The sequence below is a fragment of the Arthrobacter sp. Y3221087 genome, from assembly GCF_059089905.1.
This window is the reverse complement of record NZ_JBNHFE010000001.1, coordinates 1,578,362-1,596,403: the sequence shown is the minus strand read 5'-3', so window position 1 is coordinate 1,596,403 and position 18,042 is coordinate 1,578,362. Positions and strand designations below refer to the sequence as shown.

General features: G+C 66.6%; 16 protein-coding genes, 3 tRNA genes and 1 pseudogene. 7 read left to right on the top strand and 13 right to left on the bottom strand.

The annotated features are described in order from the left end of the window. Positions 1-174: 174 nt before the first annotated feature. From AC5RUO_RS07600 to AC5RUO_RS07585, 4 genes are all read right to left on the bottom strand, one after another. Positions 175-834: an ATP-dependent Clp protease proteolytic subunit gene (locus tag AC5RUO_RS07600; RefSeq protein ID WP_494009401.1), complete on the bottom strand. Its 660-nt coding sequence runs from the start codon at positions 832-834 to the stop codon at positions 175-177. Between the two features lie 38 nt (positions 835-872). Then, on the bottom strand, positions 873-1,496 hold the full coding sequence (locus tag AC5RUO_RS07595; protein WP_494009452.1) for an ATP-dependent Clp protease proteolytic subunit: 624 nt from the start codon (positions 1,494-1,496) through the stop codon (positions 873-875). Between the two features lie 230 nt (positions 1,497-1,726). Continuing rightward, complete coding sequence (gene tig, locus AC5RUO_RS07590) at positions 1,727-3,118, bottom strand: trigger factor (protein WP_494103175.1); 1,392 nt, start codon at positions 3,116-3,118, stop codon at positions 1,727-1,729. Between the two features lie 82 nt (positions 3,119-3,200). Continuing rightward, positions 3,201-3,275 (bottom strand) — tRNA-Pro (locus tag AC5RUO_RS07585). A 141-nt stretch (positions 3,276-3,416) separates the two neighbouring features. Here AC5RUO_RS07585 and AC5RUO_RS07580 point away from each other — a divergent pair. Continuing rightward, positions 3,417-3,490, top strand: a tRNA-Gly gene (locus AC5RUO_RS07580). 152 nt (positions 3,491-3,642) lie between these two features. Here the strand turns inward: AC5RUO_RS07580 and AC5RUO_RS07575 are convergent. The 3 genes from AC5RUO_RS07575 to AC5RUO_RS07565 form a co-directional block, all read right to left on the bottom strand. After that, entirely contained in the window at positions 3,643-4,596 is a 954-nt protein-coding gene (locus AC5RUO_RS07575) for an Fpg/Nei family DNA glycosylase (protein ID WP_494009403.1), read from the bottom strand. Further along, positions 4,596-5,090, bottom strand: coding sequence for a ribose-5-phosphate isomerase (locus AC5RUO_RS07570; protein ID WP_494050632.1), 495 nt, complete (start codon positions 5,088-5,090; stop codon positions 4,596-4,598). Before AC5RUO_RS07570 ends, AC5RUO_RS07575 begins: the two co-directional genes overlap by 1 nt. A gap of 78 nt (positions 5,091-5,168) precedes the next feature. Beyond that, positions 5,169-6,185 (bottom strand): hypothetical protein, encoded by a 1,017-nt coding sequence (locus tag AC5RUO_RS07565; protein WP_494009405.1) that lies wholly within the window; start codon positions 6,183-6,185, stop codon positions 5,169-5,171. Positions 6,186-6,344: 159 nt separating this feature from the next. Here AC5RUO_RS07565 and pepN point away from each other — a divergent pair, with 159 nt between their 5' ends. Then, entirely contained in the window at positions 6,345-8,897 is a 2,553-nt protein-coding gene (gene pepN / locus AC5RUO_RS07560) for an aminopeptidase N (RefSeq protein ID WP_494103392.1), read from the top strand. A 24-nt stretch (positions 8,898-8,921) separates the two neighbouring features. Further along, positions 8,922-9,395 (top strand): OsmC family protein, encoded by a 474-nt coding sequence (locus AC5RUO_RS07555; RefSeq protein ID WP_494103391.1) that lies wholly within the window; start codon positions 8,922-8,924, stop codon positions 9,393-9,395. On the opposite strand, the pseudogene AC5RUO_RS07550 reads toward AC5RUO_RS07555, so the two are convergent. Beyond that, a pseudogene (locus tag AC5RUO_RS07550) lies at positions 9,392-10,378 on the bottom strand (NAD-dependent epimerase/dehydratase family protein). The gene AC5RUO_RS07555 and the pseudogene AC5RUO_RS07550 overlap by 4 nt on opposite strands. Positions 10,379-10,444: 66 nt before the next feature. On the opposite strand from AC5RUO_RS07550, the gene AC5RUO_RS07545 reads away from it, so the two are divergent. Further along, positions 10,445-11,131: a mechanosensitive ion channel family protein gene (locus AC5RUO_RS07545; protein WP_494103174.1), complete on the top strand. Its 687-nt coding sequence runs from the start codon at positions 10,445-10,447 to the stop codon at positions 11,129-11,131. Positions 11,132-11,133: 2 nt separating this feature from the next. Next, positions 11,134-11,586 carry a globin gene (locus AC5RUO_RS07540; protein WP_494009408.1) on the top strand — a complete coding sequence of 151 codons (453 nt, stop codon included), beginning with the start codon at positions 11,134-11,136 and terminating at the stop codon, positions 11,584-11,586. 22 nt (positions 11,587-11,608) lie between these two features. On the opposite strand, the gene AC5RUO_RS07535 is transcribed toward AC5RUO_RS07540, so the two are convergent. Beyond that, a complete protein-coding gene (locus AC5RUO_RS07535; RefSeq protein ID WP_494103173.1) occupies positions 11,609-12,268 on the bottom strand; it encodes a DUF8185 domain-containing protein in 660 nt (219 codons plus the stop codon). A gap of 63 nt (positions 12,269-12,331) precedes the next feature. Between AC5RUO_RS07535 and AC5RUO_RS07530 the strand changes: the two genes are divergently transcribed. After that, entirely contained in the window at positions 12,332-13,312 is a 981-nt protein-coding gene (locus AC5RUO_RS07530; protein ID WP_494103172.1) for an acyl-CoA thioesterase, read from the top strand. 63 nt (positions 13,313-13,375) lie between these two features. On the opposite strand, the gene ettA is transcribed toward AC5RUO_RS07530, so the two are convergent. The 3 genes from ettA to AC5RUO_RS07515 form a co-directional block, all read right to left on the bottom strand. After that, positions 13,376-15,058, bottom strand: coding sequence for an energy-dependent translational throttle protein EttA (gene ettA / locus AC5RUO_RS07525; protein WP_009372887.1), 1,683 nt, complete (start codon positions 15,056-15,058; stop codon positions 13,376-13,378). 49 nt (positions 15,059-15,107) lie between these two features. After that, the gene (locus AC5RUO_RS07520) at positions 15,108-15,680 is read right to left on the bottom strand and encodes a DUF6993 domain-containing protein (protein WP_494009411.1); all 573 of its coding nucleotides are present in this window, start codon (positions 15,678-15,680) and stop codon (positions 15,108-15,110) included. 118 nt (positions 15,681-15,798) lie between these two features. Beyond that, entirely contained in the window at positions 15,799-16,359 is a 561-nt protein-coding gene (locus AC5RUO_RS07515; protein WP_494009412.1) for a single-stranded DNA-binding protein, read from the bottom strand. 216 nt (positions 16,360-16,575) lie between these two features. Here AC5RUO_RS07515 and AC5RUO_RS07510 point away from each other — a divergent pair. After that, positions 16,576-16,648: transfer RNA gene (locus tag AC5RUO_RS07510), tRNA-Arg, on the top strand. A gap of 56 nt (positions 16,649-16,704) precedes the next feature. Here the strand turns inward: AC5RUO_RS07510 and AC5RUO_RS07505 are convergent. Next, a complete protein-coding gene (locus AC5RUO_RS07505; protein WP_494103390.1) occupies positions 16,705-17,874 on the bottom strand; it encodes an ROK family protein in 1,170 nt (389 codons plus the stop codon). Between the last annotated feature and the right edge of the window lie 168 nt (positions 17,875-18,042).

The following is an 18,042-nucleotide window of genomic DNA, read 5'->3' as shown; positions in this document are numbered from 1 at the left end:
TGAACCCCTTAGTATCTTGCTGCCGAGCAGCCTTGCACGGTCGCTGGAATCATCACCAGCCTGCGAGGACCGGTTTGTGACAACATCCACTCTAGGTCACATTGGCTCCCAAGGGTGGAAGGAAAAGGCCGGTGGGGCCAAATGAACTGGCCCGCACCGGCGCTTTACGTACTGCTACCTCGTAATTGCCTGAGGCTTGATCTTGCGTGAGTCCAGGACCTGGTCGATCAGGCCGTAGGCCTGGGCCTCGTCCGCGGTGAGGATCTTGTCACGCTCAATATCGTTGTTGACCTGCTCGGACGTCCGGCCCGAGTGGCGGGCCAGGGTGTCCTCGAGCCAGGACCGCATGCGCATGACTTCCGCGGCCTGGATCTCAAGGTCCGAGGCCTGTCCGCCCTGGCCGCCGGAAAGGGCGGGCTGGTGGATCAGTACGCGGGCGTTGGGAAGGGCCAGGCGCTTGCCCGGCGTTCCGGCCGCGAGGAGGACCGCTGCGGCACTGGCAGCCTGCCCCAGGCAGACAGTCTGGATCTCCGGGCGGATGTACTGCATGGTGTCGTAGATGGCCGTCATGGCGGTGAAGGAACCGCCGGGCGAGTTGATGTAGAGGGTGATATCGCGGTCCGGGTCGGTGGACTCGAGGACCAGCAGCTGGGCCATGACGTCGTCCGCCGATGCGTCGTCCACCTGCACGCCGAGGAAGATGATGCGGTCCTCGAAGAGCTTGGTGTAAGGGTCCTGGCGCTTGAAGCCGTAAGGGGTGCGCTCCTCGAACTGGGGCAGGACGTAGCGGCTGGACGGAAGATTACCGGCGGACCACCCGAAGTTGTAGTTCATTTTCTGTTGCTCCTGATCTGAGTGTTCGTGGTGCCGGTTTAGTTCTCGGATGCTGAATGGCTGCCCGAGCCGTTCGACGTTCCGCCGCCCCCGGACACAGAGCCGGCGTGGGCGGCGATCTTGTCGAAGAAGCCGTACTCGAGGGCTTCCGTGGCCGTGAACCACTTGTCGCGGTCGTTGTCCTTGAGGATGGTTTCCACGGTCTGGCCGGTCTGCTCGGCGGTCAGTTCCGCCATGACCTTCTTCATGTGGAGGATCAGTTCGGCCTGGATCTTGATGTCCGACGCGGTGCCGCCGATGCCGCCGGAAGGCTGATGCATCAGGACGCGGGCGTTGGGGGTGGCGTAGCGCTTGCCCTTGGTGCCCGAGGACAGCAGGAACTGTCCCATGGAGGCGGCCAGGCCGGTGGCGACGGTGACGACGTCGTTGGGGATGAACTGCATGGTGTCGTAGATGGCCATGCCGGCCGTCACCGAGCCGCCCGGGGAGTTGATGTACAGGTAGATGTCCTTGTCCGGGTTTTCGGCGGACAGGAGGAGCAGCTGGGAGCAGATTGCGTTGGCGTTGTCATCGCGCACCTCCGAGCCAAGCCAGATGATCCGCTCCTTCAGCAGGCGGTTGTAAATGTAGTTGTCCTGGGCCGCGGGATCGACGGTCGCCATCCGGGGGGCCTCTGGGTGCTGTGACATGTTTACTTACCTCTCGCTGGTGACGGTGACATCACTGAAAATCACTACTTGGACACTAACCGGTTTCACCGACAATTTGTTCGCGCCCCGACGGCTGTTCGCTGACGGCGCACGCTGGGCGAACGGGATGCGCCCGGACCCGGGCGGGACGCGAACGGCCCCCGGATCGAGCGATCCAGGGGCCGTTATTGCGTCGTGAGAGACTAGGCCTTTGCCTCGGCCTTGTCGTCCTCGGAGGCGGTCTCGGCGGACTCCGCCTCCACAGCCTCGGCGTCTGCGGCCTCGGCCGCGGGAGCCTCTTCGCCGCCCGGGCGGACGAAGTCGCTGAGGTCAACGGCCTTGCCGTCGGTATCGGTCACCTCGGCCTGGCCCAGGACCACGGCCAGCGCCTTGCGGCGGCGGACCTCGGAAACCATCATGGGGACCTGGCCGCTCTGATCGATGATCTGGGCGAACTGGTTGGGGTCCATGCCGTACTGGCTGGCGGTGGAGACGATGTAGTCGATCAGCTCGTTCTGGCTGACGTTGACTTCTTCCTTCTCGGCGATGGCGTCGAGGATGATCTCGTTCTGGAAGGCGCGCGCGGTGTTGGCGCGGACCTCCTCGCGGTGCTCCTCGGTGTCGTGCTCGCCTTCACCGTGGCCGTTGCCCTCCTTGAAGTGGGCTTCGAGCTGCTCTTCGACGACGGAGTCCGGAACCGGCACCTCGACGAGTTCGACGAGCTTGTCCAGGACCTTGTCGCGGGCTTCGACGCCCTGCTCCACGATCTTGGAGTCGGCGGCCTGCTTGGCCAGGTCCTCGCGGAGTTCGGCCAGGGTGTCGAACTCGGAGGCCAGCTGGGCGAAGTCGTCGTTGGCCTCAGGCAGCTCGCGCTCCTTGACGGCCTTGACCACAACCTTGACCTGGGACTCTTCGCCGGCGTGGTCGCCGCCAACCAGGGTGGTGTTGAAGATGGCGTCCTCGTCGGCGCTGAGGCCGGTGACGGCCTCGTCCAGGCCTTCGAGCATGGTGCCGGAGCCAACCTGGTAGGACAGGCCGGACGCGGAGTCAACCTCTTCGCCGTCGATGGTGGCGGTGATGTCGATGGTGAGGAAGTCACCGTCGGCAGCCGGGCGGTCAACGGACTTCAGCGTGCCGAAGCGGCCGCGCAGTTCGTCCAGGGCCTTGTCCACGTCTTCTTCGGAGGACTCGGCAGCGGCAACCTCAACCTTGATGCCGGCGTAGTCCGGGAGCTCGATCTCAGGACGGACATCGACCTCGGCAGCGAACTTCAGGCCGCCGTCGGTGGCGGAGGGGTCCGGAACCTCGGTGATTTCAACCTCGGGACGGCTCAGCGGGCGGATGCCGGATTCCTGCACGGCAGCCTGGTACCAGCCGTTGAGGCCTTCATTGATGGCGGTCTCGAGGACGTAGCCGCGTCCGACGCGCTGGTCGATGAGCTTGGCGGGAACCTTGCCCTTACGGAAGCCAGGGACCTGGATCTGCGAAGCAACAGTCTTGTAAGCCGAGTCGATGCTGGGCTTCAGTTCCTCAAAGGGAACCTCAACGTTGAGCTTGACCCGCGTGGGGGTGAGGTTCTCGACAGCGCTCTTCACGGTCTAAGTACTCCTGGGTTTGTGGGATGGGTTTCTGCAAACGCAATGTTCTTGTCCAGGCCGTGTGGTCCGGGCCGCAGAGTCGGGGTGACAGGATTTGAACCTGCGACTTCCTGCTCCCAAAGCAGGCGCTCTAGCCAAGCTGAGCTACACCCCGTTAGTGCACAGGCAAGTCTACGGTGATACGCGCCGTGTTTGCACATTTGACACGTAGCCCATGGATTAGGTTTAGTTATATCCGGCTTGGACAGCCAGCCCGGAGTTTCCAACTGCTAATGTTGCAGATGGATCTTCCTTCGGGGACGTAGCTTAATGGTAAAGCCTCAGTCTTCCAAACTGATTACGCGGGTTCGATTCCCGTCGTCCCCTCCACATCAAAAGGACCCCCAACCGGGGGTCCTTTTGTGTTAAGCCATAACCCCCGCGCCGTCCTGGGGCACTTCGGCGGCAGGGTGGCATAAATTCCCGGCGGTGGCCGGAGTGTCCGTGTCGAAGTGCCCCGGAAGGGCGCCAGCAGGCCCTTGCTACTCCTGCTGGCAGTTGGGGCACCAGTAGAGGTTGCGTCCGGCCAGTTCGGCCATCAGCACGATGGTGCGGCATACCCGGCAGGGCAGGCCGTGCCTCTTGTACACGAAATGGGCGTCCTCGCGGGAGGGGAAACTGCTGCTCCTGGGCGGGACCGGCAAACCGGCCGCGGCCGCTTTGGCGGCCGTCGTTCCATCGAGGGTCCAGTACTTTGGCGGCGTGGTGATGATGCGGCCGTCGGCCACGCCGTCGTTCATGAGGGCGACGACGTCGCGCCACAGCTTGCGCGCGGCGGTGTCCGTTACGGCGGAGCCTGGCAGCCACGGGTGCAGGCGCAGGCGGAACAGAACCTCGGCCCGGTAGACATTGCCGATGCCGGCAATGATTTTCTGGTCCATCAGCAGCGCAGCCACGGGTGTCTTGCTGCGCTGCAGGTTGGCGGCAAACCGTCCGGCGTCGCCGCGGCGGTTGCGGAGTGGGTCCGGCCCCAGCCTGGCCAGCACCGCGTCTGCTTCCGCAGCGGTGATGGTTTCACAGGTTGTTGCGCCGCGCAGGTCCGCCCAGCCGTGGCTGCTGGCGAGCCGGACCCGGACCGCACCCACCGGGGCGGGTGGGCCGGCATAGGCGGCATCGGCGTCGTCATCCCGGTCCGGAAAGGTTTCCTGCTCCCCCACCCTGCGGGGCGCCCCAATGCTGGAGGCCCCGGTGAAGGTGCGGTCGCCGCCGAAGCTCCAGGCGCCGTACAGGCCAAGGTGGACGTGCAGCACCAGGGAGTTGTCGAAGTGCAGGAACAGGTGCTTCCCGTGGGCTTCGGCGGTGTGCAGCGTATGCCCGTCCAGGAGCGCCGCTCCCCCGCTGAACCTGCCCTGCGGGCTGGACACGGCAAGCCGCCGGCCCGCGAAAACGTCGCCGAACTGGCGGGCCAGGCGCCGTACGGAATGCCCCTCCGGCACTACTCGATGACCTCGCCGGTGGCCTCGTAGGCAGCGATCTTGCCGATCCTGCGGACGTGCCGTTCGTCGTTGCTGAAAGGCTCGGACAGGAAGGCCTCGATGAGCTCCGTGGCTTCCTCCACCGTGTGCTGGCGGCCGCCCACGGCTACCACGTTGGCGTCGTTGTGCTCGCGGGCCAGGGTGGCCGTGGAGTGGTTCCAGGCCAGGGCTGCGCGGACGCCCTTGACCTTGTTGGCTGCGATCTGCTCGCCGTTGCCGGATCCGCCCAGCACGATGCCGAGGGCGTGGACACCTGCCTGCTGGTCCGCCACCACCGCGAGGGCCGCGTTGATGCAGAAGGACGGGTAGTCGTCCTGTGCGTCGTAGACCTTGGGCCCGTGGTCCACCACTTCATAGCCCTTGGCGGTCAGGTGGGAAACCAGGTGGGCACTGAGCTCCATGCCCGCGTGGTCGGTGGCGATGTGGACCCGCGGGAAGGCAGGGGTAGAGGTCACGAGCAGAATCCGTTCAGTTGGCGGCGCTGGCGGCCGGGCCGGGAGGCACCGGCCGGTGGAATGACACGGACAAGGATACTAGGACTCCGCAGGGCCGGGCTGCTGGGGCCCGCCGCCCCTGCGCGCCCTGGCGGCCACCCGGGTCAGGACCTCTGCGAGCCGGGCCGCGGAAGCCTGGCTGCCGCTGCTGACGGCGAGGCGCTGGCCGTCCGCCTTGCGCACGACGACGGCGGGTCCGCTGCTGACCAGCATCGCGGCGGTTTCGCCGTGCTTCCGGTAGCCCCAGCCGCCATAGTCAGCCGCCCGGACATCCGCCGCGCTGGCGGCAGTTATGGAGCCTGCCGGGATGTCCATCACCGGCACCACGCCGGCCAGCAAAACTTTCAGGCCGCCGCGGTCCGCCTTGACCCGGGCAAACAGGAACGCTGCCCCGAAGAAGGCCAGGACCACGAGCAGGACCCCAAGCCACGGCACGGCGATGGCGATCAGCGCCGCCGGGAACAGCGAGGCGATGCCGATCATGACGAAGACGGAGCTCCTGGCATGGACCCACAGGCGCATGCTGTCCCGGGTCAGGTCCGGGTCGAGCTCCGTGGCGATGGCGGCCTGGAGCGCCCGGTCGTCGTCCGGGGACCATTGCTGGTCCGCCTTGTAGACGAAACCCATGATCACGCCGAGGGACACCGCGGCGCCGCTGCCGAGGGCAAGGACGGTCAGGTCCACCCGCGATTCGCGGGCGTCCGCCAGGCCGGCCTGGCCAACCAGGCCGGCAGCGAGGGCACTGGTGATGAACAGCGTGAGGAAAAGCCCGGCGCCCATCATGATCCGCCGCATCACCACCGGGCGCCCCAGCGGCACGGCCTGGCAGAGGACGAGCCAGCCGAACACCACGATCATCAGGGCGCCCGCACCAACGTAGGCGCCGAACGGGGCGAAGGCCGCGCCGCCGGCGTCCGTCCAGCGGATGGCGAGCGGCTCGGGAAGGTCTCGCCGCAGCAGCAACGCGCAGAGAATGAACGCACCGGCCAGGACAACCGGAAACCCGACGGCAAAGCGAAGGGCCTTGGCATCCACCGAATCCAGGAACTTTCCCATGCCTTAACGCTACTCCGCACCGGCCGCCGCCGTGCCTGCGCAGCACGCGGGTGTGACCCGGGCAACCTACCGGGCCGGGCAATGCAAGAATGATCAGTGCCGGAGCTGGGTACCCCCACCTCCGCAGCCGCAACTTCTCTGGAGGTCCACTTGCCAGGCATGAACCTGACCCGCGCCGAAGCCCGTGAGCGCGCTGATCTGATCACGGTCGACTCCTACGACATCCACCTGGACCTGACCAAGGGCGGGGAGGTCTTCGGCAGCACCACCACCGTTAAGTTCTCCGCAAGGCCGGGATCATCCACCTTCATCGACGCCGTGACCCGCACTGTGCACAGTGTCACCCTGAACGGGCACGCCCTCGACCCTGCCGCCGTGGCCGACGGGGTGCGCATCCAGTTGCCGGACCTCCAGGAGCACAACGAGCTCACGGTCGTGGCGGATGCGCCCTACATGAACACCGGCGAGGGCCTGCACCGGTTCGTGGATCCCGTGGACAACGAGGTCTACCTGTACACCCAGTTCGAGGTTCCCGATTCCCGCAGGATGTTCGCCGTCTTTGAGCAGCCGGACCTCAAGGCAACTTTTGCGTTCACCGTCACCGCGCCGTCGGACTGGGACGTCATCTCCAACTCCCCCACTCCCCAGCCGTCCCCCGCAGCGCCCGGCGACGACGGCGGGGCCCGCTCGGTCTGGGCGTTCGCCCCCACGCCCCGGCTGTCCTCCTATGTCACAGCCTTGATCGCCGGCCCCTACCAGTCGGTCCGCGGCGAAGTATCCAGTTCCGACGGCCGGGTCATCCCGCTGGGCGTCTGTGCCCGGAAGTCGCTCATGCAGTACCTGGATGCGGACAACATCTTCGAGCTGACCCGGCAGGGGTTCGCTTTCTTCGAAGAACAATTCGGCTGCCCCTACCCCTTCGAAAAGTACGACCAGCTGTTCGTGCCTGAATTCAACGCCGGTGCCATGGAGAACGCCGGTGCCGTGACCATCCTGGAGGGCTACGTCTTCCGCAGCAAGGTCACGGAGGCACAGGTTGAGCGCCGCGCCATTACCGTCCTGCACGAGCTGGCCCACATGTGGTTCGGCGACCTGGTGACCATGCGCTGGTGGAACGACCTGTGGCTCAACGAATCCTTCGCGGAGTACATGTCGCACCTCGCCGCAGTGGAAGCAACGTCCTTCACGAGCGCCTGGACCACGTTCGCCTCAGTCGAGAAATCCTGGGCGTACCGGCAGGACCAGCTACCCACCACCCACCCGATCTTTGCCGAGATCAACGACCTGCAGGACGTCGAGGTGAACTTCGACGGCATCACCTATGCCAAGGGCGCGTCCGTCCTCCGCCAGCTGGTGGCCTGGGTGGGGCCGGAGCAGTTCATGGCGGGCGTGCGGGAGTACTTCGCCAAGCATTCCTGGCAGAACACCGAACTGAGCGACCTGATGGTGGAACTGGAGAAGGCCAGCGGCCGCGACCTGGACGACTGGGGGCGGCAATGGCTGGAAACCGCAGGCGTGAACACCCTCCGGCCGGAACTGGAAACGGACCGCGATGGCACCCTGCGGTCCTTCGCGATCGTGCAGTCCGCAGTGGAGGAATGGCCCACCATCCGTCCCCACCGGCTCGCCGTAGGCCTCTACAACCTGAACGGCGCCGGAAAGCTTGAGCGGGTGCACCGCGAGGAGCTTGACGTCGACGGCGAACGCACGGAAGTCCCCGGCCTGGTGGGCCTGGCCCAGCCGGACCTGATCCTGGTCAACGACGACGACCTCGCCTACGCCAAGGTGCGGCTGGACCCGAAGTCCCTCGCCACGGCGACAGCGCATCTGAAGGACTTCGCCTCGAGCCTGCCGCGGACCCTGGTCTGGAATTCCGCGTGGGACGCAGCCCGCGACGGCGAAACCCCGGCGCGCAAGTACGTCGAGCTGATCCTGGCCAACGTGGCGGCCGAGTCCGATTCCTCGGTGATCCTGGTGCAGCTCCGCCAGCTGGCCACCACGCTGAACTTCTACGTTGCGGAAGAACACCGGGCAGCAGCAACCGTGGCAGCGGCCGACCGGCTGTGGGGGCTGGCGTCCGAGGTCCCCGGCGGTTCCGACGCGCAGCTGCAGTTCGTGAAGTCCTTTGCACTGCTCGCCAGCAGCGAAGGGCAGCTGGACAAGGTGGCCGGGCTGCTGGACGGCTCGGTGGTACTGGAGGGACTGGCCGTGGACCAGGACCTGCGCTGGGAGCTGGTGGCTTCACTGGTGGCCGGCGGCCGGATGGGGCAGGACGGGATCGACGCCGAACTGCAGCGCGACAACACATCCAGCGGGCAGAACGCCGCAGCCCTGGCCAAGGCGGCCATCCCCACCCCCGAAGCGAAGGCGGCGGCGTGGGAGTCGATCGTGGTCAAGGGCGAGCTTTCCAACGCGCTGCAGGGGTCTGCGGTGACCGGCTTCATGCGCGTCCATGACCGGGCGCTTCTGGAACCGTACGCCGAGAAGTACTTCGAGGCAGTGCCGGGCATCGTCGAGAGCCGGACGCACGCACTGGCCCAGCAGATCGTCGTCGGACTCTACCCGGCGCTGCTGACCAGGCAGGCCACCATCGACCGCACGGACGGCTTCCTCGCAGCCCTGCCGCCCGGAAGCGCGGCGCTGCGGCGGATGATGCTGGAAAACCGCGACGGCGTCGCGCGCGCCCTTCGAGCGAGGGCCGCGGATGTATAGCAGCACACCGGCCGGAGGTGAATGATGGGCCTTTCCGAACACCACTACGAACTGGCGGTGCAATGGACCGGCAACCTGGGTGACGGGACAACGTCCTACCGCGGATATTCGCGGGACCACGACATCATCATCCCCGGGCTGCCTGTCCTCAAGGGTTCCGCCGACCCGACGTTCCACGGTGACCGGGAACGGTACAACCCCGAACAGCTGCTCCTTGCCGCGCTGGCGCAGTGCCACATGCTTTCCTACCTGCATGTGGCCGTCAAGCACGGCGTGGTGGTGACGGACTACCGCGACGAGGCTACGGGAATGCTGCGGCTGAACCGGGACGGCAGCGGCCAGTTCGAACGGGTGACACTGCGTCCCCGGGTCACGCTTCCCGACGGCGGCCAGGCGGAGCTGGCTGCCCGACTCCACCATGAGGCCAACCAGGTGTGCTTCATTGCCCGGAGCGTGAACTTCCCCGTGGAGCACGAACCGGTCACGCTGGCCGGCTAGCCTGCGAGGCTGCCCAGCAGGCGGGCCTCGGTAGCCGGTGCAAGTCCGGCTTTGCGTGGCCGGTCCAGGCTCCGGCTGCGTTCATCGAGCAGCGTGTCCTCAAGGGTTTCCCGCCAAGGCCGCAGGAGCAGTCCTGCGGCCTTGGCGGCCTGGTTGCTGCGGGCCATGAAGCCGTCATGGCCGGGCGGGAGCCAGAGCGGCAGCGAGTCCGGGCCGGACCAGTACTCCACGCCCTGCTGCGCCAGCCACTCTCCGCCGGCCCTGGCAACGTGCCCACGGTGGCCGGCAGCTTCCCGCGCTGCCTCGAGGTACCCGTCGAACGGCACCGTGTCCCCCACGGCGTTTAATGCACCGGTGATGCCCTGTTCTGCGGCCAGCAGAATCCAGCCGGCAAGATCGCGGACGTCGATGACCTGCGTGGGGTGCCCGCCGATGTCCGGGACGAGGACCGGCGTGTTGTCCCTGGCCAGGCTGGCCGGCCAGTAGCCTTAGCGGTCCGAGCCGTCGCCCGGGCCGCCGATCAGGCCGGCACGGCAGAGGTGGACCCTGCCGACGGCGGCGGCAAGGGTGGCGTCCTCGATGGCCACCTTCGATTCGCCGTAGTTTTCAGCAGTCGGCTCCACCCCGGGATCCAGCGCCGGCAGGAGTGCCGCATCCTCCGTTGCCCCGGGCACCGAGTGGTCCGCATAGGCGGAGCAGCTGGAGACAAAGGTCAAGTGGGCCGCCCGGTCCGCGAGGCACGCCAGCGCGTCCCGGGCGAAGGCCGGGTTCCGTGCGACGTCGATGACGGCGTCCCAATCCCCCGACACGCCGTCGTAGGCTTTCGCGCCCAGTGAACGGTCCGCCCTGATCCATTCGGCACCCCGCGGCGGCGCACCCGCCGCTCCGCGCGCCAGGCAGGCAACCCGGTGGCCTGCGGCGACAGCCTGGCGGACGATTTCTGCTGACAGGAAGGCGGTTCCGCCGAGGACAAGGATGCACATTGCTCCACGCTACGGGGCTAGGGTTAAAGGAGAACAGAGCCACGCTTCAAGGAGTTTTTTCCACCTATGGTCAGTATGTTGTCAGTCCTGCCGTCCGCTGCGTCCGATCCGGGCGGCATCAGTATCACGGGGATCGTGATCAGCCTCGGCGTGGGCGTTGCCGTCTGGCTGGTGGCGACGTTCATTATTTCCCGCATCACCGGGCGGGTGGCGTCCGGAAGCAACTTCTTCAAGAACCGCACGTTCAAGTGGGTGGCCCCCGCCCTTCGTGCGCTGGACCATGAACGGCGCGTGCAGCGCGCCGAGACCATCGGTTCCCTGCTCAACAGCGTGGTGGGCGTGCTGGTGGTGGTCATCACCGGCATGTACGTACTGCAGAACCTGGACATCAACATCGCCCCGCTGCTCACCAGCGTGGGCATCCTGGGTGTGGCCATCGGCTTCGGCGCCCAGCAGCTGATCCGCGACTTCCTGGCGGGCATCTTCATCACCATCGAGGACCAGTACGGGATCGGCGACGTCATCGAGACCAGCGAGGTAGTGGGCGTGGTTGAGTCGATGGGCCTGCGCATCACGCGTGTCCGCTCCGACGACGGCGCCATCTGGTACCTGCGCAACGGTGAGATCCTGCGGGTGGGCAACCGGTCCCAGGGGAATTACGTTCCGCTGCACGAGGGGCCGGACGGCACCACCGACCAGGGTTCGGACCACGGAGCCGAGAACACGAAGACCAACCAGAAAGCCGGAGAATAGCCATGACGATTCCTGTGGAGCCCCAGCGGCCGCGCCAGCTGATGCAGAACGATCCCTTCAGCCAGCCCGGCTACACGGACAACTTCTATGACGCCGTGGGCGGACACGACACGTTCGTCAAGCTCATCGACGTCTTCTACGACGGCGTGGCGACCGATCCGCTGCTGCGCCCGATGTACCCGGAAGAGGACCTGGGGCCGGCAAAGCGCCGGTTCCTGATGTTCCTGGAGCAGTACTGGGGAGGTCCCACCACCTACGGGGAGGAGCGCGGCCACCCCCGCCTCCGGATGCGCCACATGCCCTTCCAGGTGACCCCTGAAGCCAAGGACCGCTGGCTGTTCCACATGCGCAAGGCCGTGGACGCCCTGGACCTGCCGCCCCTCTATGAGGGCACCCTCTGGGACTACATGGAGCGGGCAGCGCTGTCCATGATCAACAGCCCGTCCGGCCAGTAGGCGGTTCCTGCCGCACCTGCCGCTACAGCAGTCCGCTTCCGGTCCGGGCAAGGACATGTCCGCGGCTGCCGGAGAGCCGGAACCACCGGCCGGCGCGGTACAGCTTCTGGTCGCCGTCCGCGAGGAAACCCAGGGCGAGGGCTGCGAAGGCGGCCCCCGCCGGCAGCCCGGACTCGTCCAGCTCCCGGCCCCAGACGGCGGCCCTCGCGTTGTTCACGATCATCGCGCCCGGCTTGTCCGGCACGATCCCGGCCACCTCGGTGATCCCCGCCTCGGCTGCTTCCCGCAGGGATGCATCGCTCAGCGAGCCCAGCAACTCCCAGCCGCCGCGGGGCGCGCCCACGCCCGTCCAGGACTCGGTGACGGTGGTGGGCGGAACCGGCAGCTCGACGTCGTCCTCCCCGGCCCTGGCCAGGCGGTCCAGCACAGCCGACAACGTCACTGTGACGTCCGTTTCCGACGGCGCTGCCAGCGCCATGGTGCGCAGCCCCAGGATGGTGGGGGTGGATTCACCCAGCAGGCGGGGCCGCAGCACGCACACGTACGCAGCTAGGACGGTGCCCGCGGCCTGCAGCCGGATGGCGCCGTCGTCGATCGCTTTGGCGCGCGTGGCGTAGGTCTTCAGGTCGGCAAGATCGCGGGGATCAGCGAAGCGGAAGGACGAGGTGAGGAGATCAGACACACCAAGAACACTACCGGCTGGGCCGCGGTTGAGCAGTGCCGGGGCGCCGTCTAGAGTCAAACCATGACTGAAGCCGAAGCCGGACTCCTGGCGCCGCCGAACGGTGACCCCACGTTGTCGCTGATCAAACTGCTTGACCTTGGACAGCTGGAGGGAGCCCGGACGGACGAGGACATCTTCCTTGGGCCATCACAGCAGCAGCCCCACCACCGGGTGTTCGGGGGCCAGGTCCTGGCACAGTCACTGATCGCATCCATCCGCACCGTAGACCCGGAACGGTTCGTCCATTCCATGCACGGGTACTTCCTGCGGCCCGGCGATGCCAACAAGCCCATCACCTTCGGGGTGCAGCGCCTCCGGGACGGCCGTTCCTTCTCCGCCCGCCGGGTCCACGCATACCAGGACGGCGTACCCATCCTGTCGATGATCGCGTCCTTCCAGGGCCATGACGAGGGCGTCGAGCACGAGTCGGTTATGCCCGCCGGGATCCCGGACCCCGAGTCCCTGCCCTCCACCGCGGACCTGCTGGGCAAGTTCGACAACCCTGTGGCGCGGCACTACGCCTACGAACGGCCTTTCGATATCCGGCACGTGGATCCGCCGCTGTACATCTCGGCCAAAGGCAACCGGGAAGCCCGCAACGCCGTATGGATGAAGACGTTCGGGCCCATGCCGGACAACGCAAACCTGCACCGCGCGGCCCTCGCCTACGCCAGCGACTACACGCTCCTGGAGTCCATCCTGCGCCGGCACGGCCTGAGCTGGATGACGCCGGGAATGAACGTTGCCAGCCTCGACCACGCGATGTGGTGGCACCGGCCCGCCCCCGTTGACGAATGGCTGCTCTACGTCCAGGAGTCGCCCAGTGCACAGGGCGCCCGCGGGCTGGCCACCGGCAAGATCTTCAACCAGGCCGGGCAGCACGTGGCCTCGGTGGCGCAGGAGGGCATGGTCCGGGTTCCCACGGATGTGAAGAGCAAGGTGGTGGGGGCTTTCCAGTCCAAGGTCCTGGAGCACCAGATCCGCAAAGCCGGCCGGGACTAGCAGGCACGACGACACGCAGGAGGCCAGCACCCAACGGGTGCCGGCCTCCTTGGCGCTTGACTCTTAGTCGCGGGTCAGGCGGCGGTGGGTCACTCGGTGCGGCTTGGCAGCATCGGGGCCCAGGCGTTCCACTTTGTTCTCCTCGTAGGATTCGAAGTTGCCCTCGAACCAGTACCACTTGGAGGGGTTTTCGTCGTCGCCTTCGTAGGCCAGGATGTGCGTGGCCACCCGGTCCAGGAACCAGCGGTCGTGGGACACGACGACGGCGCAGCCCGGGAACTCGAGCAGCGCGTTCTCAAGGCTACTGAGGGTTTCGACGTCGAGGTCGTTTGTGGGCTCGTCGAGGAGCAGCAAATTACCGCCCTGCTTGAGGGTCAGCGCGAGGTTCAGGCGGTTGCGCTCACCGCCGGAGAGCACGCCGGCCTTCTTCTGCTGGTCCGGGCCCTTGAAGCCGAAGGCGGCCACGTAGGCGCGGGACGGCATTTCCACCTGGCCCACCTGGATGAAGTCGAGGCCATCGGACACCACCTCCCACAGCGTCTTGTTGGGGTCGATGCCGCCGCGGCTCTGGTCCGCGTAGGAGATCTTGACGGAGTCACCGATCTTGAGGTCGCCGCCGTCGAGCGGCTCCAGGCCCACGATGGTCTTGAACAGGGTGGTCTTGCCCACGCCGTTGGGTCCAATGACGCCGACAATGCCGTTGCGCGGCAGGCTGAACGACAGTCCGTCGATGAGCACCCGGTCCTCGAAGCCCTTCTGGAGGTTCTTGGCCTCCAGCACCAGGCCGCCCAGGCGGGGTCCCGGCGGAATCTGGATCTCTTCGAAGTCAAGCTTGCGGGTACGGTCGGCCTCGGCAGCCATTTCCTCGTAGCGGGCGAGGCGGGCCTTCGACTTGGTCTGCCGGCCCTTCGCGTTGGAGCGGACCCACTCGAGTTCCTCGGCCAGGCGCTTGGCCTGCTTGGCGTCCTTCTTGCCCTGGATTTCCAGGCGGGCGCGCTTCTTCTCCAGGTACGTGGAGTAGTTGCCCTCGTAGGGGTACAAGTGGCCGCGGTCCACCTCGGCGATCCATTCCGCCACGTGGTCGAGGAAGTAACGGTCGTGGGTCACGGCCAGGACGGCGCCCGGGTAGCTGGAAAGGTGCTGTTCGAGCCACAGCACGCTTTCGGCGTCCAGGTGGTTGGTGGGCTCGTCGAGGAGCAGCAGGTCCGGCTTCTGGAGGAGAAGCTTGCACAGGGCGACGCGGCGGCGTTCACCACCGGAGAGGTTGGTGACGTCAGCGTCGGCGGGCGGGCAGCGGAGGGCGTCCATGGCCTGTTCGAGCTGGGAATCCAGGTCCCAGGCGTCGGCGGCATCGATGGCTTCCTGGAGCTTGCCCATCTCCTCGAGGAGGGTGTCATAGTCAGCGTCCGGGCTGGCCATTTCCTCGGAGATCTCGTTGAAGCGCTGGATCTTGCCGTAGATCTCGCCCACGCCTTCCTGGACGTTGCCCAGGACGGTCTTCTCTTCGTTCAGCGGGGGTTCCTGCAGCAGGATGCCCACAGTGTAGCCGGGGCTGAGCCGGGCCTCGCCGTTCGAGGGGGTGTCCAGTCCGGCCATGATCTTGAGGATGGTGGACTTACCGGCACCGTTCGGGCCTACAACGCCTATCTTGGCGCCAGGGAAGAACGACATGCTTACGTCGTCAAGAATGAGCTTTTCGCCAACGGCTTTTCGGGCCTTGGTCATTGTGTAGATAAATTCCGCCATGGTTCCAAATCTAGTGGGTTGGCGGGCTTAACTCATATTTGCGGCAGACTCAGGAGCCGACGAAGCACTTGCCGTTCGCCAGCACGGGCAGGACGGTGACCGTCACTGTCCCTTCCCTGACCTGGCCGATGACACAGTCCTTGCCTTGCAGCACCGCCGCTTCGATGGCATCCGCCTCCAGGCCGGTGGGGGTACGGCTCTGGGAGACCTGAAGGACCGCGGGTGCGATGCCGGCGCCGGTCAGGGCGTCGGTCACCTGGGCGGTGGCCGGCTTGGGCGCCGCCGCCGCGAGCTGGGTCAGTACGGTGGTGACGGTCTGCTTGACTGTTTCGGTGGCCACAACTTCGGGGTTGGCTGAGGGCGTTGCCGAGGTGTCCGCAAGCGCCTGGCCGCCTGCTCCGCTGTCTCCGGCGGGAGCAGTTTGCACAGTTGACTCTTCATTGCCGGTGGCGGGCCGGGCAGATTCAGTGGCGGAGCCCGGCGTGCAGGCAGACATCAGGACCAGGACCGCCGCGCCTGCAACGATGCGAAGCGGCAGCGAGCTGAAGCGGAAGGAGGCTGAGGGAGCAGCTGGTGAGCCGCCGGCCCAGTTGATCTGCCGGTGGTCAGGGATAAGCCGCATGCTGTCATTCTGCCACGGGCTGCCTGGCCGGGTTTGCAGCCTGGGCGGACAGGGCGCGGCCGGGGGGTGCCGGTACCCTGCCCGCCCAGGAACCTGGTGGGCGCGTTGATGGGGATAGCTAGACTCCTGATTCGGCGAGCTCCCCCGTTTCCAGATTGAGTGGTACAAGGTTGCCGTCGCCGTCCTCCACGTAGGTGGCGGCAGGATCACCGCCATCCACGCCTTCGTCCCCATCATCGGGTTCGTCGAGCGGGCCATCCGGGTCAATGCTGTGCGCCGGCCCGGGAGGGTTCCCGTGCTCTACAAGCGAGAGCGCCGGCTTCGTGGAAGAACGGGTGAAGTTGGCCGTGCCCCACATCAGGTCATGGCCCACGGCATCGGCATCGATGGTGTGTGAATAGTAGACCCTGCCGTCCCTTTCCCAGCTGCGGATCTTGAGCTTTCCTACCACGATGACGGGCTGGCCCTTCCTGATGCTGCAGCCGATGCTGCCCGCAAGGTGCCGGTAGCCCTGGACCAGGAACCAGTTCGTGTGGCTGTCAGACCAGACGCCGGTTTCCCTGTCACGCCGACGGGTGGTGGAAGCTATGCGGAAGGAAGCAGTGGCTGTTCCCCCCGGCGTGGTGCCGCTTGTGATCTCGGTGGCAACAAAGCCCCGGATCGTGATGGTGTCGCTCATCTCTTCGTCCTGTCGTCAATGGTGGTGCCCTAGCAGGCAAGACCAGCTTGCCGCCGGCGCGAGGACAGGACGAGGGCAGGCAGCTCCTATGTGGACAACCCTGCCTTCGCACAGCCTGTAGAGGGGAAGTCGGCCACGCCGGGACCGACCGGCGCCACGGGCAGTCCCGGCAATGTAAACTTTTCGAGGCGCCAGAGTTCAGCTCCGGACGCACCCGCCTCAGTAGCTCAGGGGATAGAGCAGCGGCCTTCTAATCCGCCGGTCGGGGGTTCGATTCCCTCCTGGGGCACGCCAGATGACGCCTTCGGTTCCCGGAACCGGGGGCGTCGTGCGTTAAGCAGCAAATCAGGATTGCAGCAGGTGCGGCGCCTCGATCAGTGAGCGGACAACGCTGCCGGCAGCGCCGAGGAGCGCCCCTGACTCCCCAACGACCGAAAGGGTCACCTGCTCAGGGGAGAACCTGCCGGGGGCGTACGTGCCGAGGCTTGCCAGCAGCGGTGCCCGCAGCCACGGATCGAGCAAGGCGAAGTGGCCGCCGAGCACCACGGAGCCAATGTTCACTACCCGGGTGGTCGAAGCCAGTGCCACACCGAGATACAGGCCTGCACGGTCCACGGCCGTAGATGCCGCGGGTTCGTCCGCCTCCAGCGCCTGCACCAGCAGGGCCATCGACGCAGACCGCGTCCGGGTATCGGCTGCGATACCCGCGGCGGCAAGGATCGCGTCCTGGCCGGCCACCGTTTCCAGGCACCCGGTTCCCCCGCAGGAGCAGCGGGTACCGTCGGGTTCCACCACCACGTGCCCCACTTCCCCGGCATGTCCCTCCGGGCCCGTGAACAGCTCGGAACCGATGACCAGCCCGCCACCGACACCAACTTCGCCGGAAACAAACAGGAAGTCGGAGCCGTCCTTTGGCCGGTGCCTTACCTCGGCCAGGGCTGCTGCGTTGGCTTCGTTGAAAAGCGCCACGCCCAGGGGCGCGTCCGGCAGCACCACGCCGGGGTCCAGGGACACGTTCGTCCACCCAAGGTTTGGTGCGGTCAGGATGTGTGCCGCAGCGGGGTCCACGAGACCGGGCACCGCGAGCCCTCCACCCAGAACCTCGACCCCGCGCTTCGCCGCCGCCCGAACCGTTCCGGCCAGGTCCGCCAGCGCCGCCAGCACAGGCCCTGTACCCGCGGACCGGTTGTCCTGCTCCCGCACTTCATGGACCAGGAGGTTTCCACTCAGGTCAACCAGCCCCGCCGCAATGTAGTCGACGTTGATCTCCATGCCCAGGACAGCGCGGGCGGGATTGAGTTCAAGGCCGACGCCGGGGCGTCCACGTCCTTGCTGGCTTTGCCCTGCTTCGTGGAGGAGCCCCGCGTCCAACAGGTCCAGGACGAGGCTTGACACCGACGCCTTGGTCAACCCAGTGGCAGTGGCGAGCTGGGCCCGGCTGGGCCGGACACCGGCCGGCGCCTTGGCAATAGCCCCCAGCACCAGCGCCGTATTGCTCCGGCGCACGTCTCCCATGCTGCCGGGCGCGCCAGCCCCGGTTGCAGGCAAAGCGGATGCCGTTGCCACGGAACCTCCTCGAAAATTTTTCTCCGGCAGGGGGCCGGACCTCTTGACCCCAGCCTACGGCGCTGCATATAGTTTAGGCAATGAACTAATTGCCGCGCTACTGCGGCACGAGTGCAA